Below are 23,941 nucleotides of genomic sequence, written 5' to 3'. Positions count from 1 at the left end.
TGCTCTGCCAGTCGGCTCACGCCTAAAAATTTATACCTTCAGCAATTCGCCAAAATCGCCACGGCCATTGCCTAAGCCAGAGATCGAATAGCCTGAAACGCCAAATTTGGCCCATGCGCCACTCGCCGGAAAGAAGGGCCGAATTTTACGGGTGATGCCGACTGTGCCAGCAAAACGCGCTGGAATTCGATACAGTTCTTGTTTGTGCACAACCAGCACATCGAAATTCAGGCCCACATTAAAGCCATTGATTTTTTTGGGAATGCCTTCGAAGCTCAGTAGCAAGCGGCCTTGTTGATCGGCACTAATGCGGTCGCGGCTAGGATTCGTCCATGAAATGCGGGCTAATTCTTTGGGCAAGTGCCAAATGTTGCGTCCGCCAGCCACCGATTCATCCAAATCGACGACGAGGCCGTGAATCCAAATCGCGGGACGTGGGCCAAGCTTGAGCACCAAGCCACAGGCAGCCTCGCCATAGTGCAAGGTCGAGCCTGTGCCATATTGACCAACTAACGAAAACCCCAAACTGCGGCCTGCTGGCAGCCAGAGCGGCTTAAGCGGCGCTGGCAGCAAATCGGCGACAGCGCTACGTTTGACTGGATGCACACACCAAACCCATGTCCCTTGCATGACCCATGGTGCTGGCGGATAGCTGGTTGTGGCAGCAATACGGTCGGCTTCGACCGTCGAATCGTAGAGGGCGGACACAGTTATACCTCATAATGCGCCAAGCAGCGCAGCAAATGGATTATCGGTATCATCATCAGGATCATCGGCCACAGTTTGGCGCTTGATCGGCGGCGGGCTGGGCGCTTCCTCTTCTTCATCGAGATCCCAATCGAGATGCAATGGGCGATCGCCAGCCATGGCAATTAATTGATCAAGGCTAAAGCGCCGAATGCTAATCTGATCCGGCCATTGTTGGGCTTGTTCAGGATGTTCGATCAGGTGGAAGCGACTTTGATCGCCAATAATATCAGCGATGGTTGGTGGTGGTGTGTGTGGTGCATCGGGGCTACGCATCAACGCTTTGACGGCCTCTGCATCAGGAATGCCAGTATCGACCAATAACAAGGTGGTGTAGACCCGGGGAATAATTAATTGCAGAGCTGCGCGAATGTCGTGGAGCTGGGTCGCTGCTTTGCGAATGGTATGCGCCGAACGGCTGGCCTTGACCTCAAATACATGCACGCTGCGCCCAACCTCAACCAAGGCATCAATTTCACGATATTTACGAATCGTTTGGCGGCCACTCCGCTCGTCGTATTCGAGAATTCGGCGCTCGGAAAGCGCTTGACCCTGCGCTGTGAGCCATTCGCGCAGCAATTGTTCGGCCTCACCGCCAAACAAATCACGCTGGCGCGGTGGCCGCGTTGCCCGCTGGTTCTCACGAGCAATCGTTATTTGTTCAACAAACGCCCGATAATGCGGGTCGTCGAAGGTTGTGAGTCGAGCACGTACAAATCGCACAGTTGCAATCCCCCACTAAACTATCTGTATGCTACCACATTAAGGAAGGGATGAAGGATGAATTATGAAGGATGAAGAGCATAGAACAAAGAACATAGAGCATAGAACAGAGAAGTTGGGGATTGGTTGTTGGGGATCGGGGATCGGGAGCGAGGATTCAAGATTCAGGGCCAGGGGTCAGAGTTCAGGGGATCGGCCATAGCCAAAATCCAAAAGCCAATAGCCACGTCCCCTTTCGTGTTCTTCGCGCGCTTCGTGGTTTCAGCCCTTCGTGCTCTTTGTGCTCTTCGTGGATCAAAACTTGAAGGGCATGTGGCGGCTGGAAAACAATAAAAAAGCCCTTTTCAGCAATATGAAAAGGGCTTTGGTAGTTTGTACTACGCAGCGTCTGTATTGAGAGCTGGCCGCACTTCAGGTTCGCGAGCTTCCTCAACGACCACAGGTTTGCTTGCGCTTTTCAACGACATTGGATGTTCAACTAAAACAAACAACAGCGCTCCGCTGACCAGCGTTACCCCAAACATCAGCGGCAAGATCAACCAAAAGAACCAGCCACCAGTTGGCGTGGCGGGCATAAATTTGTGCAACAGCATAAAGCCTGCATGCAAACCTAAACCATGAACCAAATAGTAGGAATAGCTCATATTGCCCAGCCAGCGCAAGGGAGTCCACGAAAGCGCTTGTTTGAGCCATGATTCAGACCGACTAAAACAATGCCAGCATACGATCAAAAAGCCGCTGAAAATCAGGCTAAAGCGAATCGCATTGCCAATCATGCCGCTGAGCGGGAGTAATGGTGCGCAAGTGCCAATCAATAAGCCAAGCAAGCCAAGCCACGCCGTTGGCGTATAATCGCGCTTCGATTCCAGTACTTCGTGCAGCAAAATGCCAGCAATAAACATTGCGAGCTTCAACGGGCCTTGCCAAATAATACAGACGGCGGTCAAGATGACCCCAACGATGCTGAAGAAGCCGATGCGCCATTGGGGCGTTTTGGCGCGCAAGCCAATTGCTAGCACGAGCAATGGCATAATCAGGTAGTAAAAAACTTCGTAGCTAAGCGACCATGCCACCGTAATCATTGGCTCAATTGGCAGCATTCCAGGCAAAAAGAGTAAGTTTTGAATGAAATAGAGCGTTGCAGCAGCAATACCACTAGGAATTTTACTTTCAGCAGGGAAAATAATCGATAACCCAAGATAAACCATGAAGATAATAAAAAATGTTGGATAAATGCGCCGAATACGCCGCCCAATAAAGCTAAAATAGGCTTGCTGGCGTTTCATCAACGAGGCATAGATTAAATAGCCACTGAGCACGAAAAATAAATCTACACCCGTATTACCAACCATGCCAAAGGCATTATTAATAATTGCGGTTGGGCTATCATTGAACAACCACGCTTGAATGGAACTGCGAAAATGAACTAAAAACACCAGAAAAACTGCAATTCCGCGCAAGCCTTCCATGGAGCGCAGATTGGTGCCTGCTAGGCCACGGGCTAGCTCAAAGCGCTGCCTAAGATATTCCATAAGTCCTCCTCAGCAAAATTCGCCAGCCTTGTTGTATCCCCACGGTTAAAAACAGTTTACTCAGAATTACTGCCACAGGGTTGCAACAATACTCCTGATTTCAAGCTCGCTGAAATAGGTGGGTAAAGATCACAGGTTGCGATGATACGAACCAGTATAGTAGAGTTTAATCAAATTATCAACAAGCTATGATCAATAAAAAGGCAACTTTATTATCAAAAATAAAGCTGCTTGCTTACACTATTACTGCTCAAATTATATTGAGCATGTTAATCAACGTTTGGGCAAATCCAAGCATTAAAGCATAGCAACAGTGCTAAATTTGGCTGCAATGACGATTAATTGGCTTGATCAATAATGCTTGTTTGCTTCAAACATGTGATAATTAATAATATTTAATAATTATGTTTAAGCGTGAGTAACTCAATCTCAAGCGTGTACGGAAAGGCAGGTGTAGCAAGCTCCAGGAGCACAAGCACCTGTTTCTTGCCACTTTAGCAGACTCATAACATCGTTGCAATTAAATTACTGTGGTTCTGATAGTACTTTTGGTTCGAACTGCTGGTGAATTTCGTGGGTATGTTGGCCTAGTAATGGGGGGGCCAAACGGATACTTGCGGGAGTTGCTGAGAATTTAAAGGGTATACCCAACAGTTTTAAATCGCCAATGGTTGGGTGCTCAACGCTTACCACCATCTCGCGCGCCAATACCTGCGGATCGTTCAAAACTTGGCCAATACTGCGCACAGCGCCAACCGGAATCCCTGCTGCTTGAATGAGCGCAACCCACTCGGCGCTTGGTTTTTGGCCAAAATGTTGATTCAGCAACGCTACCAATTCGCTGCGGTGTTGAACCCGCTGCGGGTTGGTGCTAAAACGTGGGTCATCTGCCCAAGCTGGTTGTTCTAAAACAGCGCACAACCCTTGCCATTGGCGGTCGTTGCCAACTGCCAGCGCAAACGCGCCATCGCTGGCCTCAAAGCTTTGGTAGGGCACGATTGTCGGGTGCGCATTGCCATAGCGCGTTGGCTCCTCGCCTGTGATCAAGTAGGCGCTGCCAATATTTGCCAGCCAAGCTACCTGCGATTCCAACAGAGAAATATCAATATGTTGGCCAAGCCCTGTTCGTTCGCGGGCATACAAGGCTGCCAAAATGGCGTTGCTTGCCAACATTCCGGTGGTTAAATCGACAACTGCCACCCCAACTTTGCTGGCCTCGCCAGTGGCAGGCCCAGTGATGCTCATCAAGCCTGCGGTTGCTTGCACAATAAAATCGTAGCCTGGTAGCTCCGATTCAGGGCCAGTTGCGCCCATTCCGCTAATGGTCAGCGTGATCAAACGGGGATTTTGTGCGCGCAAACTGGCTAAGCTCAAGCCAAACCGTTCGAGTGTGCCTGGGCGAAAATTCTCGACCAAGACATCTGCGTGGCTGGCAATGGTGCGAATCAATGCAGCATCGGCGGCGGTTTTAAGGTCGGCAACCAACGAGCGTTTATTGCGATTGACCGCCAAATAATAGGCGCTTTCGCCAGCAACAAAGGGCGGCCCCCAACGCCGAGTATCATCGCCTTGCGGTGCTTCGACTTTGATTATATCGGCCCCAAGATCGCCAAGAATCATGGTGCAATATGGGCCTGCCAGCACTCGTGAAAGGTCGAGCACCAGTAGGCCTTCGAGCGGAGAACTCAGCATTGAGCAGTACCATTAACTAGAGGAAGCATCAACTTCCTTGGGCGAATTATTCAGCCCAACGATACAATGAGCCATTATTTTGAGCAAATGTAGGGCTAGCACTTGGCTTGGGTTCGCTATCGGCTAGGCCTATCCAAAAATCATCAATAAACAGGGTATCAATTTGCGAGAAAGCTGGGGTACACTTAATACTGTTTCAACTCTGGATAGGAGTGGTGTGTTATGATCGATTTTGGGCCATTGAAGGACGGTACACAAACCTTGGGCGAGCTTGGGGCCAGCCTTAGCAAGCAAGATCTTTGGGATGCAACCGATGAGATGATTGGCGATCTGCTAAGTTTATTGACTGATGCTGTTGACGCTGACATTGTTTTTGTCCCAGCCGATCCCAAGGCGAACGATCCTGGGGCTTCCGAGGAAGAACGGGATATGGCTTGGACTTTTGGGCATTTGATTTGCCATATCACCGCTGGCAACGAAGAAGCAGCCTTGACCGCTTTGGCCATGGCTTCGGGCATTTTGCCCAACGAACGCTTGCGCTATGAAATGCCATGGCGCGATTTGCAAACCGTTGAGCAAGCCCGCCAACGACTGGAAGAAAGCCGCCGCATGTGCCTCAGTATGCTCGATGCCTGGCCCGACCAGCCGCACCTTGAAATTAGCAAAGTGCTGTACGACGCGTGGGGGCCGCTCAACGCTCATGGCCGCTATTTCCTTGGCCTGAAACATACCAACGATCACGTTGAGCAGTTTCACGAAACCATGCGCCAAGCCAAAGCCGCCCGCAGCTAAATAACCCCAACAAAGCACGCAGGACACATCGCAATTAAGCTGATGTGTCCTTGCTGTTTAACCCCTGACATGACCCTTTGGAACATAATCATGCGACCAAAGTCGGATATTGTTATGCACATTTTAGCATATACTATATAGTCTGCTGGTTCGGGATAACCAACACAAAGGAGGCATGCGTGAAGCATCTAGATCAGTATCGACGGTTACTGGCCCACTTAAGACCGTACCCTATGCAAGTGTTCTATGCCTATGGCTCAACCCTGTTGGCGGTCGGCTTAAACATTGCAATTCCCCAATTGCTCAAACAAGCGATTGATGAAGGGATTGCCAGCGGCTCAAGTCGGGCCTTGCTAATCACTGCGCTGATTATTTTGGGCGTGGCGGTGGTGCGGGTTATTTTCGGCTTTGCCCAACGCTATTATGGCGAATGGCTGAGCTTTCGGGTGGCCTACGATTTACGCAATCGTTTTTACGATGCGATTCAACGGTTGCCATTTTCGTTTCACGATCGCTCGCAAACCGGCGATTTGATGAGTCGTGCGACCAGCGATATTACCGAAACTGAGCGCTTTGTCGGGGTTGGCCTACTCGAACTTAGCTCGACCATGCTCTTACTTTTCGGCATTATCGTGGCCATGATTGTTGAAGATTTAACCTTGACTGGCTTGGCACTTTTGCCGTTGCCAGTGCTGTTGTATGCCACAATTCGCTTTGGCAACACCGTCGAGCCATTGTTTACCAAAATTCAAGAGCAAATGGGCAAGCTCTCGACCATGATGCAAGAAAGCCTGACTGGCATTCGCGTGGTCAAAGCCTTTGCCCGCGAGCCATATGAACTAGAAAAATTTGATCGCGATAATGGCGAGTGGTATAACCGCCGTTTTGCCGTGATTCGGATTTGGGGCAATAGCTGGCCCTTTTTCAACTTTTTGGTCGCCATCAGCGTGATTATCTTGCTCTGGATTGGTGGCCCACAAGCGATCGATGGCACGATTACGGTTGGCTCGTTATTCGCCATGATCAGCTATGTGCTGCTGTTGAACAACCCCGTACAACGCTTGGGCTTTACGGTCAACTTGGCGGCGACAGCGGTTGCCAGCTCGGCTCGCGTGTTTGAAATTATCGATACCTACGATGAATTGGCCGATAAAACCGCTGCCCAGAGCTTGGAACATGTACAAGGCCACGTCAAGTTTGAGCATGTGTCGTTTGCCTATCGCGAAGGTGGCCGCCCAACCTTGCACGATGTTTCGTTCGAGGCCAAGCCGGGCCAAGTAATCGCATTGATGGGGCCAACTGGCTCTGGCAAAAGCACAATCACCAATCTAATTCCCCGCTTCTACGACCCAATTGAGGGTCGGGTGGTGGTTGATGGTCACGATGTGCGCGATTTGGCAATTAAGAGTTTGCGCGAACAAATTGGGATTGTGCTGCAAGATTCATTCTTATTCAGCTCAAGCATTGCCGATAACATTCGCTACGGGCGACCCGATGCTAGCGACGAAGAGGTGATTACCGCCGCCAAAGCAGCACGCGCCCACGATTTTATTCTCAATTTCAGCGAAGGCTACCAAACCAAAGTTGGCGAGCGTGGCGTGACGCTCTCTGGTGGTCAACGCCAGCGTATCGCAATTGCCCGGGCCTTGTTGCTCAACCCACGGATTTTGATTTTGGACGATTCGACATCGAGCGTGGATACCGAAACCGAGCACCTAATTCAACAAGCGCTTGACCAATTGATGCAAGGGCGCACGACCTTTGTGATTGCCCAACGCTTGTTAACGCTCAAAAATGCCGACCAAATTTTGGTGCTCGATGCTGGCAAAGTGGTGCAACATGGCACGCACGAAGGCTTATTGGTCCAACCTGGCCTCTATCGCACCATCTACGATCTGCAACTCAAAGATCAAGAGGAAAGCCTTTTGGAAGTATGAGGGATGAATTATGAATTATGAAATAAGCCGAGTAATTTGACGTTTCCTTGTCGAATAAAAATTTGGATGTGTCGTTGGATGAATACCTTCATCCTTCATCCCTCATTCTTCATACTTAGCAAAGATGGGTAATGAGCTAGGATTTTCATCCTTCATCCCTCATCCTTAATACGTAGCAAAGAGGTTTTTCATGACAACCAAAGCTTTAGCGCCGTCGCGCAAGCGCGATGATGAAATAGAAAAAAAGGTCGCCGATTTATTGCCCAAGGACGATGAAAACAGCTTGGGCAAGGCTTACGATCCGCGTTTGATGCGCCGTTTATTGGCCTTTATCGTGCCCTACAAACGCACCATGACTGCCGCAATTGGGTTGATGATTATTGGCACGGTGCTGTCGGTGGTTTCGCCATGGGTCATTGGCCAAGCAATTGACGTGGGCATCAAGGCCAAATCGCTCAATTCGCTTTATACGTGGACGATTATTTTTGCGGTAGTTTCGTTGGGCGAATGGCTTTCCAACCGCTCACGGATTCACTTGCTGGCAGTTGTGGGCACAGGCGTGGTTGCCGATGTTCGTTCGGCGCTGTTTCGCCATTTGCAACGGTTATCGCTCAATTTCTACAATCGCTACAGCGTAGGCCGCTTGATGAGCCGCCTAATCTCCGATGTTGATGTGTTGCAAGATTTTGTTACCTGGTCGATTACTGGGCTAACCCGTGCAACCTTCTCGTTGGTAGGCATCACAATCGCCATGCTTTGGCTCAATTGGAAATTGGCGCTGGTAACCTTCGCCGTATTGCCAATTATGGTCATTGTGACCAACTACTGGCGGGTGCGGGTGCGCCATGCCTATCGCTCAACCCGCGAACGAATCGCCTTGATCAACGGCTATTTGAACGAATCGATCTCAGGGATTCGCGTGACCAAGAGTTTTGTACGCGAAGAGGCCAACGGCGAGCACTTCGACGATCTCAATCGCTCGTATTTCAATGCTAACACCAGCGCCGCGCGCTTGGCAGCAACCTTCTTCCCTGCTGTCGATTTTATGGGTTCGTTAGCAACGGCCTTGGTCGTGGGCGTTGGTGGTTGGTTAGTGGTGGGCGATGAGCTAACGCCTGGGGTTTTGGTGGCGTTTGTCTTGTATGTCAGCCGTTTCTTCGACCCAATTTTGGAATTGGCGCAACGCTACAACACCTTTCAATCGACCATGGCCTCATCGGAGCGCATGTTTGCCTTGCTCGATACCGAGCCAGATATGCTTGACGCGCCGAATGCCAAAACCTTGCCAGCAGTGCGCGGCCATGTGATGTTTGACCATGTGTCGTTTGGCTATGCTGATGGCGAGCCAGTGTTGCGTGATGTGACCCTCGAAGCCCAGCCTGGCGAAACAATTGCCTTGGTTGGCGAAACTGGCGCTGGCAAAAGCACGATCATTCGTTTGCTTGGGCGTTTCTTCGATGTAACCGATGGAGCGGTGTTGGTCGATGGCCATGATATTCGCGAAGTAACCCAAGCCAGCTTGCGCCAACAATTGGGAATTGTATTGCAAGATACCTTCCTTTTTGGTGGCAGCATTAGCGATAATATTCGCTATGGCCGCTTGGATGCCAGTGATGAGGCGGTGATTGCTGCTGCCAAAGCGGTTGGCGCACACGAATTTATCGAGCGCATGCCCGAAGGCTACAACACCGATGTTGGCGAAAACGGCGTGAACTTGAGTGTTGGCCAACGCCAAATTCTCTCATTTGCCCGTGCTTTGTTGGCCGACCCACGCTTGCTGATTTTGGATGAAGCGACGAGCAGCGTTGATACCACAACCGAGCGCCAAATTCAGGCCGCTTTGGATACGCTGATGCGTGGCCGAACCAGCTTTGTGATTGCCCACCGTTTGAGCACAATCACCAGCGCCAACAAAATTGTGGTGCTTGATCGTGGCCAAATTAGCGAAATGGGTACGCATGCTGAGTTGCTCGCCCGCAAAGGCCGCTACTACAACCTTTACACCATGCAATGGAGCAAAGGTAACGGCACGATTGGCGAGTAAGAGCATAGAACATAGAACATAGAACATAGAACATAGGGGACGCTAGAGAATTTCGCTTCTCAGCGTCCTTTATTTATCCACGAAGCGCACGAAGGACACGAAGAACGGGAACCGCGAAGAGCACGAAGGCCACGAAGGTTAAGTTGGCTATAGGCTACAGGCTTTTGGCTATTGGGTCTAAATTCTGGGAATACTCAAAATCGTTCCGATAGCCCATAGCCTCAAGCCATGGTTCCTCTGCGTTGCTGCGTTAATTGATCCACGAAGAGCACGAAGGACACGAAGCACGGGAACCGCGAAGATCACGAAGATCGCGAAGGGGGAATGACTTCATCCTTCATCCTTCATCCTTCATCCTTCATCCCTCATCCTTCATCCTTCATCTTTGCGCCGCTGCGTTAAATTTCATCCTTTATCCTTCATCCTTCATCCTTGGGCTACTTGCTGGTTGGGGTAGATGCTACTGGCGTGATTTTGGCTGGCTGGGTTGGTAGGTCGCCAGCATCGCTATCAAGCCATTGGCGGGTTTCAAGGTTGAAGATGAAGCGTTGCGGTGGGACTGCCCGATTTTTCAAATACACCAATGGCCATGCTGCTGATTCAACCATAATAAGTCCTAGCGGTTGCTCAGTATGATATTCCTGCCTCCGTAGTTCTTCGATTGTTAATGAAGGGCCAGAGGCATAGACAAACAGAATCCCTTGATCCGGTTCTTCACTGAGCGCTCCCGTAAAAAGATAGTAATAAATATGCTTCGCAGTGTCATTTACAATCCAACAGTTGCCACGAATTGTATCTGAGCCATGGTTGCATTCGAAAACTTGTCCTTCGACCGGAAGCGGTTCTGGAGTTGGGCTATAGCCTAATGCCATATTTGTTTCAAATACACTTTGGCGAGGTGAAAGCGTTGAAATAATGCTCGATGTTGGCAATTCGCCCCCAGCATACACGGTTGCTAGATCCCATGCCCACTGAGTTTCATCAGCAAAGAACTGCTGCTCTTTGTTATTAAACGCGGCAATTTGATCGATTTGATATTGGGTTGCCATGGCGGCGCTGGTTGCGGTTTTCGCTGGGCTTAATTGAATCGCTGTTGCTGCACTGCTACAAAATGCTACTACCGCCGCTTTGGTGATGCTTATAACATCTGCTGCGCCACCCGAGGATTGGGCTTTGCGCTCATTCATGGTCAACTGAGTTCGTCCACAACTGATCGCTGCCAGCGCGACGATCAACAATCCAATGAGCAACCGATATGGCATGGTAAACCCTCTCTACAGTGCTCAATGAAGGGGATAAGGTTGGCGATTGAGCATGCTACTAGCCTAAATCGTAGACCCAAGCCGAAGCAATGATAATTGGCTGAGAATGAACTTATAGCGAACCACGAAGCGAACGAGAATTGCTTTTTGATCCACGAAGAACACGAAGGCTGAGTTTTTTTGCCACAGATTGCCACAGATTCGCTTGATTATTGTTCCCATAGCCCATAGCCATGAGCCATGAGCCTGATCCCCAATACCTATGTTCTATGTTCTTTGTTCTATGTTCTTTTTTGACTTGTGCCCTCATCCCTAATTTAAGCTACTATTACCCTCTAAGCTAATTTGCGAGGTAGTATGCGAAATCTGATTCTCAAGCTCATTGCCCATTTTGCTTTCATTCGGCCAGCCAAAAACCGTACCTATGGCGATTATGAGAAGCTTTTGACCGAAAGCGGTGCGGCGATTGAACAGCGCACGAATAACGCCAGCGATCTGCCCGAAAATCGCCAGCAGCTGCGGCATATCATTGGCATCGAACGTTGGGGCGTGCAGCGGCTCAAGGTCTGTTTTGGCGAGCCATTTAATCGCGATGAATACGAGGCCTATGCGCCAGCAGAAGATCGCTCATGGCCGCAGTTGCTGGCCGATTTCAAGGCCACTCGCCAAGAAACGATTGCCTTGGCCAAACGCTTTGCCCTCGAACAACCAAGCAGCGATGTGGTTGAACACAATGATTTTGGCCCGCTCAATGCCCGTACATGGCTGCAATATCTCTATTCGCACGCCGATAAAGAGGCCAAACGCTTGCGCTAACCTGCTAGTGTGAAGCCGCGCGCCAAAAACATGCAGATTGCTAAAATCTGCTACCATAAAGCGCCATTGCCTGCGATGGCGTTTTGTTGTGCCAACCAACCCTCATCGCTATGCCGCGTGCGTCTGGCATGGCTCAAGGAGTATCCGTGAAATTATTTAAAGCGAAAGCACCAATGCGGATTGGTTTCTTTGGCGGGGGCACTGATGTTAGCCCCTATGCAGAAGAACATGGCGGCAAGGTGCTCAATTGTACGATTGATAAATATGTGCGCTGTATGCTCAAGACCACCGATCAGCCTGGCATCACGATTCGCTCACTCGATTTGAGTGCGGTCAGTCGGGCGATGACTGGGCGCGAATGGTCTGGCAAGCTCTCGTTGCCCCAAGCGGTCATCGATGCTCACCCTGAGATCAGCGGCGTTGAAATTACCATGTTCAGCGATGTACCACCAGGCTCAGGCTTAGGTTCATCATCGGCCTTGGTGGTGAGCATGCTCAAATTGCTTGACACTGCCTATAACCTCAAGCTCGATGCCTATGAAATGGCCGAATTGGCCTATCGGATCGAACGGGTTGATTTGGGGATTCCAGGCGGTCGCCAAGATCAATATACGGCGGTGTTTGGCGGTATGGCAGTGCAGCACTTTGGCGGCCCGCAGGTCATCATTGAGCGCGTGGCAACCAACGAAGATGCCTTGTTGGAATTAGAATCGTGCTTGATTATTGGCTATGTGCGCGATCGCAAGCTGCTGACCCACAACTTGGTGCAAGACCAAGTGCGGCGCGTGACCGAAGGCGAAACCTTGCGGCTGCACGATGAAACCAAAGCCATGGTCGACGAAGGCGCGAAGCTTTTGCGCCGTGGCCAAATCAAAGAATTTGGCAAACTGCTGCACCACGCTTGGGAAATTAAAAAAGCCTTTTCGCCGCATATTGCGCCACCGATTGTCAACGAAATTTACGATCTTGCCTTGCGCCAAGGTGCGTGGGGTGGCAAATTGTCTGGTGCTGGTGGCGGTGGCTTTATGTGCTTCTGCGTGCCATTCAGCAAGCGGCTGCAACTTGAAGCGGCGTTGATTGAAGCTGGTGTGACCGTGCGCCCGTTCTCATTTACCAAGCAAGGCGTGCATGCTTGGAGCGTCGAAGAAGACGATTAATAATTAAAGCCCAAGCGACGATGGATGCGTGTTGCTTGGGCTTTAATCAAATAAAAGCTTGATCCTCTTTATCTTTTGAACTTCGCTTCGTTCAGTAGGAGGAATGTATGCAGCATGTACGACGTTGGTGTTCGGCGGTCGGTCTTTTGGCTCTAGTGCTCCTCCCAATCAGTATCCAAGCCCAAGAACCACAATCGATTCCCAATAAGAATCAATTCAATCCGCCAGCCCATGATCCATTGGGCGTAACCACGACCAAGCACACAAACCCCAAAAGCTCGGAAACCCCGGATATTTATGGCGCTTTAGCCAGCGGTAGCGCTGCCCAATGTGGCAGTGGGATTGCCAATTGGACGACAACCTCAGCTGCGTTGATTCCGATTGTTAGTTGTAGTTTGACCTTCTCTGAGCCTGGTTTTGTTTATCTGGCTGCTTCTGCTTCGTTGGGCATTGCTAGCCAGAGCAGCAGTTATGAAGCCCTTTTTCGGCTAGGAGCCGATAGCACCAGCGGCGATCCTGGTACTGATCGCTGGGTCAATATCTATACCGATAGCAGCGATGGCACCGACAAAAACATGGCGGTTTCCAAGATTGTTGGGGTTACGGCGGGAACCCACACCTTCTATTTTCTTGGCGCGCGCTTCTCAGCAATCGGTACTGTCAATCTTTATAACCCAATTCTGAGCGTGCTCTATTTTCCAAATTCAAGCCCGATCAAAGCCTGTAACGCCAATCTCAATGGCAACTGGACAACCAGCAGCGAGACGTTGAGCGAAATTAACAGTTGTAGCTTGAATTTACCCCAAGCTGGCCATGTTTATATGAACGCCAATGCCTCTGCTTCGTTTATCGATCAAGCCTACGAAGTAGAAACGCGGCTTGCGATTGATACGTCCAATGTCGCCGGCAGCTATCGCTGGGCAAACATTGAGAGCGATACTGGCGATGGGACTGATGAATCAGTTGCGACCAGTCAGCTCATGCCAGTTACCAGTGGCACGCATTCGTTTAAGTTCTTGGCAGGGCGCAGCAGCGGCACTGGCACGGTCAATCTCTTTAATCCTTCGTTGAGTATCATTTACTTTCCAGCAGGAGCGGTTACTGCACTACGCTGTGGTCAAGGTGGGGCTGGCAGCTGGAGTAGTGCAGTAGATACATTTTCGCCTTTGGTTTCATGTTCGATGTTAACTGGTAATGGGGTGGTGTTTATGGATGGCAATGCCTCAGCAGGATTAAACGCTCCAACTGCTGCTGCATGGGAAGGTTTGTTTCGCTTCAGCATTGATGGCATTGGTTTGAGCAATACTGATCGCTGGCTGAATGTCTATCCTGATAGTGGCGATGGCACTGATCGTGTGCTCAATAGCCAAGGCTTAGCTTTGCTCTCGCAAGGTGTGCATAGCTTTGCGTTTAATGGCCGACGTTATGCGGGCACTGGGACTGTGCATGTGTTTCGGCCTGCGCTGATCGTGCTTGCCTCACCAACTAAGGTTTTCATTCCAGCGGCGATTAAGTAGCAAGCGGCTAAAAGCAAAAACGGCTGAGGTGGTTGCCTCAGCCGTTTTTGTGTGTTTATTCGTCGTCAGCGTCGAAGTTCTTGGTTTCAACGCTGGTTTCGTCTTCTGGTGGCGGGAAGTAAATGACTGCCGCTTCCTCGACGAGGAAATCTTGCTCTTCGGCCAATTCGCCCAGCAAATAGCTGCGAGTTGCTGGCCGTTGGACGTTGACTCCCAAGAACAGGTCATCGATGCTTAGCTCGAAGCCAGCGCGATCGCCTGGGCGTGGTTGGCCAACTTGCTCCAACACATAGCCAGCGGTTGTGGCTAAGCGGCGGCGTTCGCCCGAAGTCAAGACCTTCATGTTTTTGAGTCGCGGCAAGCGTTCTTGGCTGGCAATCAAATCGTTATCAGCATCGCAGTAGAAATTGTGCTTAACGAAGGCATAACGGCCTTTTTTATCGTCTTGTTGCAACAACTTCACTTCAGCGCCGCTAGTTTCTTCGTATTGCAGCGTCCAAACACTTGGGTCATCGGTTGCCGAAAGCGTAATCAAGGCCCCAGGCACCAAATGTTCCTTGAAGAAGTCTTCGAGGCCATGCAACCAGCCACCGCGGTTGGCGGTTGGGTAGCGCAATTCAGCCAAGTAGAAACTATAGTGCTGTGGCGATTCGATCCGCAAAATGGCCGTGCGTTGTTCGGGCAACAATGGTTGCGGCAACAACGCCTTCAGAGCTGCATCGTAGGGCAATACGCCGTATTCCCATTCGAAGAAGCTCAAGAAGCGGCTGAGTTGGCGATTTTGCTTAATATCATCGGCGCTGGTTTGGCTCAAGCTATCATCGAATTGGGGAGTTTCTTCGAGGAAGCTATAGAACTGACCAAGCTCGCTGGTTTTCAAGCGTTTGGTGCCAACTGCTGGCAAGCCTTTGGCGCTCCACAAGCGTGCGCCTTGCACCCCAACAAACTCGAAATCTTTTTCGCGATTTAGCCGATAGTTCAAGGCAAAGCGGAAGGTTACATAATCGTTATCGCGGGGATTTCGATAGTACACATCGCTCAAAATTGACGTATCGGGCATTGGCTCGCCTTGCTCCACGATATACTCGCGGATGCGGCGCAAATCGCCTTTGCTGAGGGTTGGGATATTTTCTTCAGCAAAATATTCATCACCAAAGGCCACAATGCGGCGCAATGGGTCATTATCGATTGCTTGCGATAAGGCTGCTTGGATGGTGCTGCTATGATCGGCCAAAATTGCTTCGACCGATTGGGCAAAATCAAGCGCCTCGCCGTTTGGCAGCACCAACGAGGTTGAGTTGGCAACCACCGCCGGAGCTGGCTTTTCGACCACAATTGTTGGAGCAACTGTGGCTGGCGCAACTTCAACAGGCGCAACAGCTTCTTCGAAGGTTTCATCCACATCAACGTCATCATTGGTGCTAGCCAAGGCGGGCGTGACGGGATTGATAATTTCGCCTTCTTCGCCCGTTGTTGGCGAGCGTTGCTGCCAATAATCCGAGATAAACACTGGCTCAATCGTGGTTAAAGCTGGGCGGGTACGGGTAATCACCACGCTCAAATCATCGATTGGCAAGGGATTTTCTGGCTCGTGCAGCCGTTTGGCAAAGCTATGGCGTGTATCGATTTGGGGCTCGGTGTAATAGCCGAGGCGGGTCGTGGCATACACCACGTGCTCGCCCTCGTCAATGCGCCGAAAAATTTGGCTATTGGCTTCAAGGGCGGCGATGATGCTGGCTTCTAAAGCACTTGCATCAACCCCATCTTGGCTCGCGATAAACGCGGCAAGATTGGCTACCGTTTGGCGAACCGGAACATTTTCGGGAAAAAAGGCACTTTGCAGCATCATCACATGGAAGGCACGCTCAGCCAGCGTTTGCTGCTCGCTGCTACCATTCCATGTTGGTTGAGCCGGTGCATTGGTTGGACTACTCATCGCCCTTCCTCCTCAACCACCAGCGAGCGCAAAATTTCGACATATTTCGCGGTGATCGCTTCTAACGTTTGAGGCTGGTTGGATGTCCGCAACCATTGGATCAGACGTTCCAAGCCAGTTTCACCGAGTCGAATTGATTTAACATCAATTGGCATATCGGTCTGTGTTCTCCACCAAGCCCCAATGTGCTAGGGCATGGTTCTAATAAAGAGTCATTACAGTAGGCGCAAATGGTTATGACCCCATCTTGGCGATGCGGTAACGGCTATTATACCATACAACCGCTGATTGGATGCGGAATCAAGCCAACACCAACTCTGTTCTAGGCTCTATGTGTACTGGTTCATTGGATTGGCGACGAAGAGCATGCCCTCACCCCCAGCTCCGATCCCACTGAACGCGGGCGAGGGGAGCACCCGCGTTTTCCTCGACGCAGTGCGTAGAACGAGCGGGTTAAAGCCCCTCGCCCGCGCACGGGAGAGGGGTTGGGGTGAGGGGATCAAACCGTTGTTAATCCAATAAACCATTACATCTATGCTCGATGTTCTATGCTCTATGCTCGATGTTCTTTGCTCTCATCCTCGGGCCTTGATTGCGCGTAGAATAAAACTGAATCGCATTCAGGAGACATTGCCATGAGAATTGTTAAACGGATTGCCTTTGGCTTGCTGATGATCATTGTGCTGTTTGTGCTTGGCTTTGTGTTTTGGGCAAGCATGGCCGCAGAACCAATGCCCACCGCGACTGCGGCGTTGGTGTCTGATCAAAAGGTTACGGTTACGCAGGGCGATTGGCTGATTTTTGAGCCAACCACTGCGCCGCGCACGGGCTTTGTGTTTTACCCTGGGGCGCGGGTTGAAGCCGCCGCCTATGCGCCAATGGCCCACGAATTGGCCCAAGCAGGCTATTTGGTGGTGATTGTGCCAATGCCGTTGAATATGGCGATTTTTGGCTCCAACCGCGCCGATGCGGTGCTTGCAGCCTATCCCCAAATTGAACATTGGGCGATTGGTGGGCATTCGTTGGGCGGAGCGATGGCTGCGAAATATAGCTATGAGCATGGCGAGGCCATCGATGGCCTGATTCTTTTGGCTGCTTACCCCACCGCCTCGAACAATTTGGCTGATCGGCAGCTTGCGAGTGCCATGATTTATGCCAGCAATGATGGCTTGGCAACCTTGGCTGATATTGAAGCAGCTCGTCCATTGATGCCCGCCACGACCAAGTGGGTCGAAATTCAGGGCGGCAATCATGCCCAATTTGGTTGGTATGGCGAGCAAGCAGGCGATCTGCCAGCCACAATCGACCATACAGAGCAGCACAAACAAACCGTGCACGCTGCTCTAGACGTACTCCAACAACTTGATCAATAATGCTGCACGATCTTGAATAGGTTGGCTGATTGCATGGATAAGCGTTTTCGTTGGTGGCCGACAACCAGTCGCTATCGACTCATATTAATTCTTTTGCTGGTTGGGGCGGCGGCGGTGCGTTTGGCGTTATGGTTCTTGCCAAGCCACCAACCAGCCAATGACGAAGTTGAATATCTTGCGGTAGCCCGCGATCTGTTGGCAGGCAATGGTTGGCGTTTTTACGATTCGTATCCATGGCTGCGTGCGCCGCTGTACCCGCTGTATCTGGCTGCAACCCTCTGGCTGAGTAATAACGATCCCCAAATTGCCCTCTTGTTTAATATCGGGCTGAGCCTAGTACACGTGTGGTTGCTATGGTTGCTTGGGCGTGAATGGGCTGGCGATCAGGCCCAAGCCGAAAAAGTTGGCCTTTGGACAGTTGGCTTGGCAAGCGGTTTGCTGACCTTCGCCACCTTTGCCAATTTATGGATGAGCGAAACGCTGTGGAATGTGCTGTGGGCCAGCAGTTTGTTGCTGATGGTGCGCTGGCAGCGCACCAAGCAATTGCGCTTTGCCTTGCTCGCAGGCTTGACAATTGGCCTAACAATATTGACTCGCTCGTTGCCATTGGCCTTTTTGCCCGTGCTGCTTGGCTGGATGTGGTGGAATTGGCGGGGTTGGCGCAGTGTACAACATGGCTTGGCCTTGGGCTTGGTCACCTGCGCGGTGATTGCACCATGGTCGCTGCGCAATTGGCTGGCCTACGGTCGCCTGATCACGGTTGAAACGGGCTTTGCCTATAATCTCTGGGCCTTCAGCGAGCCGCCAATTGAGCTAAGCGAAATCAACACCATCCTTGCTGCCATTCCGAATCCTGCTGAGCGCGCCGATTATGCTTCGGCCCGTGGCCGCGAGTTGTTGGCGACCGATCCGAGTATTTTGGCCCGCAAGCCATGGACAAACACGGTCTACCTGTGGCGCATCAAGCCGATTGAAGATCGCTTTTTGCAAGCCAATTATTATAGCGATGTGGCCTTGCCCTATTTGATTGTAGCTTTGATGTTCGATGATGTTTGGTATATCGCTTGCGTAGTGTTAGCGCTGTGGGGCTTTGCGCGTGCCCAGCGGGATGCTCGTTGGTGGTTGGGGTTGCTGTGGGTTGGTTATATCGTTGGCAGCACGATGTTTACCCATGGCGAGGCGCGGTATCGCCAATTTTTCTGGCCAATGATGCTGATTTATGCAGCATTTTGCTTGGCAAAGCTACGCATCAATACGCCAATCTGGCAGCGCTTGGCTGCAACTGCGCTTGGGCTCCTCATTGGTTGGGTGATTCTTGATCATTCGCCATGGCAGTTGCTGCAACAACAAGTCCGCCGTGGTTGGTGGCATTGGCAAGCAGATCAAGCGCTTGCTGCTGGCGATTTGCCCCAAGCAGAAGCTGCTAGTTTAAAGGCTCTTAGCATCTTGCCCTCAGCTGATAGTTGGTTGGCGTTTGCCGCAATCAAAGATCAATTTGGCCAGCCAGATGCAGCACTCGAAGCCTATATTGCCGCAACCAATCATAATCACGATTATCCCTTGGCCCACTATCGTTTAGGCCACTATTTGCTTAAACGCGGCGATCAAACTGCTGCCAGCCAAGCATGGGCCAATCAATATGTTGATAGCAGCAGCTTGTTGGCGACAGCGTGGCAGGCAGCCGATCGGCCAGCTGAGGATTGGATTGACGTGGGCGCTGGCGTGGATGTTGGCTTAATTGACGGCTTTTATCCAGCTGAAATATTGGCCGACAGCACTGCCCGCTGGTCGACAGCCAAGGCCAAACTTCGTTTGCCAGCTGGTAAAGCAACAATGCTACGCTTACGTTTGTCTAATCCACGGCCTATCGATGCGCCAGCGGCTAAGCTGCAAATTTGTGTTGCGGCGGCCCAATGTGTGCACGTTGATAGCCTTGGCGCTGAGTGGCGAGTGCTGCATATACCGCTTGCTGCCAGCCAGCATGAACGGCAAATTGAAATGTTGGCCCAACCATGGCAACCAGCGAGCGACCAACGTCAGCTTGGAATTGTGCTCGATTGGGTCGAAGTAGTGAGGTAACGATGCGGCGATTTTGGTTAATTGGGCTTGGTTTAGCAGTAATTTTGGTCTCGGTGCTTTTCGCACGGCCACTGAGCCAACGAGCATTCGTGCCAATTGCCCAGCGCAATGCATGGTGGCAACCAGCGGTCAATTCGACCATGCAACTGCAATTTAGTGGCATGCCGCTTGATCTTTCTCATGCCGTAACTGTGTATGATTTGGATTTGTTTGATACGAGTAGCGCAACCGTGAGCCAATTGCATAGCCAAGGCCGCAAAGTTGTGTGCTATATCAATGTTGGCGCATGGGAAGATTGGCGAGCAGATGCCGCTGATTTTCCAAGCAGTGTGTTGGGCAACGATTACGAAGGTTGGCCAGGTGAAAAATGGCTTGATATTCGTCAAATCGAGCTGCTTGCACCGATTATGCGCGCTCGTATGGACGAATGCAAAAGCAAAGGTTTTGATGGCATCGAGCCAGATAATATCAATGGCTACCAAAACCCAACCGGCTTTACCCTGACCGCCAACGATCAATTGGCCTACAATCGCTGGCTGGCCAACGAAGCGCATAGCCGAGGCTTATCGATTGGCCTCAAAAACGATTCCGAGCAGGTAAGTGAATTGCTTGCTTACTACGATTGGGCATTAACCGAGGATTGTTTTGATCAAGGTTGGTGTGGCGAATTAAGCCCATTTATTGCTGCTGGCAAGCCAGTTTTTGCCATTGAATACACTGATACAGGTGCTCAAACCAGCCAATTTTGCCCGCAAGCCCGCCAATTGGGGATTAACGCCATGCTCAAGCATCGTGAGCTTGATGCCTATCGCGTCGGCTGCGAATAGTAGCAAGCGTGAGGGATGAACATTCAACATTCATCCCTCAGCATTTTATTTTAGCCGCGTTCGTCTTTGCCGGTTTCAAGGTCGCCGGTTGCCACCATCAGGCCCAGCCACAGGCCACGGGCAAAGCGATAGAAGATAATATGAAAAATCGACATCACTACCAGCAAGGCCAATAAGCCCATCATCAACTGGTCGCTGGCATAAATCACCAAGAAAATGCCGCCGATAAAGCCCAAAAAGATGGTGAGCACAATGTTGATGCCCATTGCGCCAGTGCTTTGGTTGCCCGTGGCTTCGTAGCCAACGCCGCAAACGCTACAATTTGGGTGAATATCGTAATAACTGCGAAAGAGCTTACCCTTGCCGCACAACGGGCAACGCCCAATAAAGCCACGCAGCATTGCTAAAAGAAAGTTTCCCATACCATTCCTTACTGATGTGACAACGCTGGCACATCGTCCACTACAAAACTCCAGATTAAGGGCATTATACGCCTCAAACTGCGAGCAAAAACCTAAAAACAGGGCCTAAATCGGCTGATCTGCTTTAGCATACGTGATTCTTGAGCTTTGTCTATCGAGTTTAGAGCTGAGTTGATCCACGAAGAGCACGAAGGTTGAAACCGCGAAGAGCACGAAGAGCGCGAAGATTGATTTTTTTCCGCCACAGATTCCACAGATTATTTTGATTTGGTTCTTCTTAGCCACGAATTGCACGAAGAGCGCGAAGATTGATTTTTTCCGCCACAGATTCCACAGATTATTTTGATTTGGTTCTTCTTAGCCACGAATTACACGAAGGTTGAAACCGCGAAGAGCGCGAAGAACACGAAGATTGATTTTTTTTGCCACAGATTCCACAGATTATTTTGATTATTGACTTTTGACTTCTGCCTTTTAACTTTATGCTCTATGTTCTATGTTCTATGCTCTATGCTCTTTCTTGCCTTCATCCCTCATCCTTCATCCTTTCGCTATGCTCTATGCTCTGTAACCCGCTGCATCAGCCCAGTGATACGTTGGACGCTGCGGCGCTGGGCGATGGCAAATTCGACCGCTTGCCAATCGCCAGTCAAAATTACTAATTGGCGGGCGCGGGTAATGGCCGTATATAGCAATGGGCGATTGAGCAGCACATTGTAGTAGCGCAACATTGGCACAATCACCACCGGATATTCCGAGCCTTGGGCTTTATGCACGCTAATCGCATAAGCCAAGGCCACTTCATCAAATTCATTCCATTGATAAACCACCGTGCGCGTATCATCAAAATAGACGTTGACGGTGCGTTCATCATGGTCGATTGTTTGAATCAGCCCCAAATCGCCGTTGCTCACATCGAGATCGTAGTTATTGCGCGTCTGAATCACCCGATCGCCTTCGCGAAAGAGGGTTCCTGCAAGGGTTGCTTCTTGTAGATTTGGCTTGGCCGGATTGAGCGCAGCTTGCAGTTGGCTATTGAGTTCGAGCACGCCCGCAGCGCCGCGATGGGTTGCCGCCAAAACCTGAATATCGCGCAAGGGATCGAATTGGGGGAATTGGCGTGGAATGCGGGTTGTCAACAAATCAACGATCATGGCGCTACATTCGGCAGGGTTGCTACGTGGAAACCAATAGAAATCACCGCGATTGACGCTTGGCAGTTGGCCTTGGTTGATCGCATGGGCATTAGTGATGATCTGGCTATCAGCTGCTTGACGAAAAATCGTATCCAAATGCACAGTGGTGATGCTGTTGCTGGCCAATAAATCGCGCAGCACCGCGCCAGCCCCAACCGCTGGCAATTGATCGGGGTCGCCAACCAAAAGCAAATGAGTGGTTGGAGCCAAGGCCTTAACCACATGATGCGCCAACAAAATATCGAGCATCGAGGTTTCGTCAATTACCACCAAATCGGCGGCTAAGGGATTGTGCTCGTTGCGACCCCAGCGGTCGTTGCCAGCGCCACCAGCATATTCCAAGGTGCGGTGTAGCGTGGCAGCTGGATTATTGGTTGTTTCGCTGAGGCGGCGAGCAGCACGGCCAGTTGGCGCGGCCAAAATCGTGCGCAAACCAACCTGTTGCAACAAAGCCAAAATCGCTTGCACGGTTGTCGTTTTGCCAGTGCCAGGCCCACCAGTCAGCAACACCACTTTTGAGCGCAACACAGCCAACACTGCTTCCGCTTGGCGTTGGCTCAAATCGAAATTAGCATTATGCAACTGGCGCATAATAATTGCATCGCTTTGCTGCTTGAACCGCAGTTGAATTGCGCTGGGCAATTGTTGCAAGCGCCGTAGGTTGGCGGCCAACTCAGTTTCGGCATGATAATAGGCTGGCAAATAGACCAAATCGCCATCGAGCACCAACAAGACCGCTTCAGTTGCAAGCACCAATTGCTCGGCAATCAGGCTTCGCGGCAATTCCAAAATGGCTTGAGCTTGTTCAATCAAGGCTGCTTGGGGTAGGGCGCAATGGCCTTCGCTGTTGGCAACCGTGCCAAGCGTGTAGCGCAAGCCAGCAATCACCCGACTTGGCGCGTCGCGGGCTACGCCCAAGGCTTGGGCAATTTGGTCGGCAGTTGGAAAGCCAATGCCCTCAATCTCCAAGGCTAGGCGATAGGGGTCGTATTGCACGATCTGGCTGGCCTGCTCGCCGTAATGGCGGAAAATACGCAAGGCTAGGCCTGTGGTCAGGCCAACTGCTTGACCTAGCTCCAACAAGGCTTTGATTGAGCGTTGCTCCTGCCACGCGGCGATAATTGCAGCAATTTTCTTTGTGCCCAAGCCTTTGACTTCGCGCAATCGTTCGGGGTTTTGGTCGAGAATATCGAGGGTCGCATCGCCAAAGGTATCGGCGATGCGTTGGGCATTGACTGGGCCGATGCCAGGCAACAAGCCAGAAGCCAAGTAGCGCACAATGCTTTCGTTGCCAGTTGGGCGGGTGGTCTGATAGCTGCTGACCTCAAATTGTCGCCCGTGAGTGCGATGCTCAGTCCATTCGCCTTCGAGCTGTAAGCTTTCGCCCACTTGCACATCGGGTAAGCGCCCAACAATCGTAATCACGCTGCGCTGACCTTGCGCTTTTAAACGCGCCACGGTATAACCCGTTTCTTCCGAGCGATAGGTGATGCGTTCTAAGTTGCCAGTTAGTTGTGCCATAGTTAAAGTCAAAGGTCAAAAAGCAAAAGTCAAAAAGTTGAAACCGCGAAGAACACGAAGAGCGCGAAGGTTAAGTTTTTAGCCACGAATTCCACGAATTTCACGAATGCTTCTTTTAGCCACAGATTACACAGATTATTCAGATTGTTGTTCCCAATAGCCTGTAGCCAAGGTTTCTCTGCGCCTTTGCGTTAAGCATTTGATCCACGAAGGACACGAAGGACACGAAGAACGGGAACCGCGAAGGGCGCGAAGGACACGAAGGTTAAGGTTTTCGCCTCAGATTGTTGTTCCCAAAGCCCAAAGCCTATAGCCTATAGCCAAGATTTCTCTGCGCCTCTTCGTTAAGAAACCGATCCCCGATCCCC

Annotated in this window: 18 protein-coding genes; 9 read left to right on the top strand and 9 right to left on the bottom strand. The window is 50.9% G+C overall.

Annotated features, from left to right (window positions below):
• Positions 1–30: 30 nt before the first annotated feature.
• The 4 genes from C5S61_RS09250 to C5S61_RS09235 form a co-directional block, all read right to left on the bottom strand.
• Positions 31–708, bottom strand: a complete 678-nt coding sequence (locus C5S61_RS09250) for an acetoacetate decarboxylase family protein (protein ID WP_110514774.1) — start codon at positions 706–708, stop codon at positions 31–33.
• A 9-nt stretch (positions 709–717) separates the two neighbouring features.
• Positions 718–1,470, bottom strand: coding sequence for a hypothetical protein (locus C5S61_RS09245; RefSeq protein WP_110514773.1), 753 nt, complete (start codon positions 1,468–1,470; stop codon positions 718–720).
• 377 nt (positions 1,471–1,847) lie between these two features.
• Complete coding sequence (locus tag C5S61_RS09240) at positions 1,848–3,002, bottom strand: acyltransferase family protein (protein WP_110514772.1); 1,155 nt, start codon at positions 3,000–3,002, stop codon at positions 1,848–1,850.
• Positions 3,003–3,527: 525 nt separating this feature from the next.
• On the bottom strand, positions 3,528–4,694 hold the full coding sequence (locus tag C5S61_RS09235) for a CaiB/BaiF CoA transferase family protein (protein WP_110514771.1): 1,167 nt from the start codon (positions 4,692–4,694) through the stop codon (positions 3,528–3,530).
• 222 nt (positions 4,695–4,916) lie between these two features.
• Between C5S61_RS09235 and C5S61_RS09230 the strand changes: the two genes are divergently transcribed.
• The 3 genes from C5S61_RS09230 (at position 4,917) to C5S61_RS09220 (ending at position 9,467) form a co-directional block, all read left to right on the top strand.
• Complete coding sequence (locus C5S61_RS09230) at positions 4,917–5,486, top strand: DinB family protein (protein ID WP_110514770.1); 570 nt, start codon at positions 4,917–4,919, stop codon at positions 5,484–5,486.
• 179 nt (positions 5,487–5,665) lie between these two features.
• Entirely contained in the window at positions 5,666–7,423 is a 1,758-nt protein-coding gene (locus C5S61_RS09225) for an ABC transporter ATP-binding protein (RefSeq protein ID WP_110514769.1), read from the top strand.
• Between the two features lie 190 nt (positions 7,424–7,613).
• Positions 7,614–9,467, top strand: a complete 1,854-nt coding sequence (locus tag C5S61_RS09220) for an ABC transporter ATP-binding protein (protein WP_110514768.1) — start codon at positions 7,614–7,616, stop codon at positions 9,465–9,467.
• A gap of 437 nt (positions 9,468–9,904) precedes the next feature.
• On the opposite strand, the gene C5S61_RS09215 is transcribed toward C5S61_RS09220, so the two are convergent.
• Positions 9,905–10,729, bottom strand: a complete 825-nt coding sequence (locus tag C5S61_RS09215) for a hypothetical protein (protein ID WP_110514767.1) — start codon at positions 10,727–10,729, stop codon at positions 9,905–9,907.
• Between the two features lie 357 nt (positions 10,730–11,086).
• On the opposite strand from C5S61_RS09215, the gene C5S61_RS09210 reads away from it, so the two are divergent.
• From C5S61_RS09210 to C5S61_RS09200, 3 genes are all read left to right on the top strand, one after another.
• Positions 11,087–11,545, top strand: coding sequence for a DinB family protein (locus tag C5S61_RS09210; RefSeq protein ID WP_110514766.1), 459 nt, complete (start codon positions 11,087–11,089; stop codon positions 11,543–11,545).
• A gap of 146 nt (positions 11,546–11,691) precedes the next feature.
• Positions 11,692–12,702 carry a GHMP family kinase ATP-binding protein gene (locus C5S61_RS09205; RefSeq protein WP_110514765.1) on the top strand — a complete coding sequence of 337 codons (1,011 nt, stop codon included), beginning with the start codon at positions 11,692–11,694 and terminating at the stop codon, positions 12,700–12,702.
• 107 nt (positions 12,703–12,809) lie between these two features.
• Positions 12,810–14,219 (top strand): hypothetical protein, encoded by a 1,410-nt coding sequence (locus C5S61_RS09200; protein ID WP_110514764.1) that lies wholly within the window; start codon positions 12,810–12,812, stop codon positions 14,217–14,219.
• 55 nt (positions 14,220–14,274) lie between these two features.
• Here the strand turns inward: C5S61_RS09200 and C5S61_RS09195 are convergent, their stop codons facing one another.
• Together C5S61_RS09195 and C5S61_RS26820 are read right to left on the bottom strand one after the other, a co-directional pair.
• Entirely contained in the window at positions 14,275–16,155 is a 1,881-nt protein-coding gene (locus C5S61_RS09195; RefSeq protein ID WP_110514763.1) for a hypothetical protein, read from the bottom strand.
• Positions 16,152–16,310, bottom strand: coding sequence for a hypothetical protein (locus C5S61_RS26820; RefSeq protein ID WP_164689306.1), 159 nt, complete (start codon positions 16,308–16,310; stop codon positions 16,152–16,154). Before C5S61_RS26820 ends, C5S61_RS09195 begins: the two co-directional genes overlap by 4 nt.
• Before the next feature lie 480 nt (positions 16,311–16,790).
• On the opposite strand from C5S61_RS26820, the gene C5S61_RS09190 reads away from it, so the two are divergent.
• The 3 genes from C5S61_RS09190 to C5S61_RS09180 are packed head-to-tail and all read left to right on the top strand — an operon-like array spanning position 16,791 to position 20,434.
• Complete coding sequence (locus C5S61_RS09190; RefSeq protein WP_110514762.1) at positions 16,791–17,528, top strand: alpha/beta hydrolase; 738 nt, start codon at positions 16,791–16,793, stop codon at positions 17,526–17,528.
• Between the two features lie 33 nt (positions 17,529–17,561).
• On the top strand, positions 17,562–19,607 hold the full coding sequence (locus C5S61_RS09185; protein WP_110514761.1) for a glycosyltransferase family 39 protein: 2,046 nt from the start codon (positions 17,562–17,564) through the stop codon (positions 19,605–19,607).
• A 2-nt stretch (positions 19,608–19,609) separates the two neighbouring features.
• On the top strand, positions 19,610–20,434 hold the full coding sequence (locus C5S61_RS09180) for an endo alpha-1,4 polygalactosaminidase (RefSeq protein ID WP_110514760.1): 825 nt from the start codon (positions 19,610–19,612) through the stop codon (positions 20,432–20,434).
• A gap of 50 nt (positions 20,435–20,484) precedes the next feature.
• Here C5S61_RS09180 and C5S61_RS09175 read toward each other — a convergent pair whose 3' ends face one another.
• A complete protein-coding gene (locus C5S61_RS09175; RefSeq protein WP_054536244.1) occupies positions 20,485–20,856 on the bottom strand; it encodes a DUF983 domain-containing protein in 372 nt (123 codons plus the stop codon).
• 551 nt (positions 20,857–21,407) lie between these two features.
• Positions 21,408–23,573 carry an SF1B family DNA helicase RecD2 gene (recD2, locus tag C5S61_RS09170; RefSeq protein ID WP_110514759.1) on the bottom strand — a complete coding sequence of 722 codons (2,166 nt, stop codon included), beginning with the start codon at positions 23,571–23,573 and terminating at the stop codon, positions 21,408–21,410.
• Between the last annotated feature and the right edge of the window lie 368 nt (positions 23,574–23,941).

Origin of the sequence: Herpetosiphon llansteffanensis (assembly GCF_003205875.1) — a bacterium.
In the GTDB taxonomy this organism is placed as follows: Bacteria; Chloroflexota; Chloroflexia; order Chloroflexales; family Herpetosiphonaceae; genus Herpetosiphon; species Herpetosiphon llansteffanensis.
The sequence above is the reverse complement of the archived record's forward strand: the minus strand, read 5'-3'. Positions and strand labels throughout refer to the sequence as shown.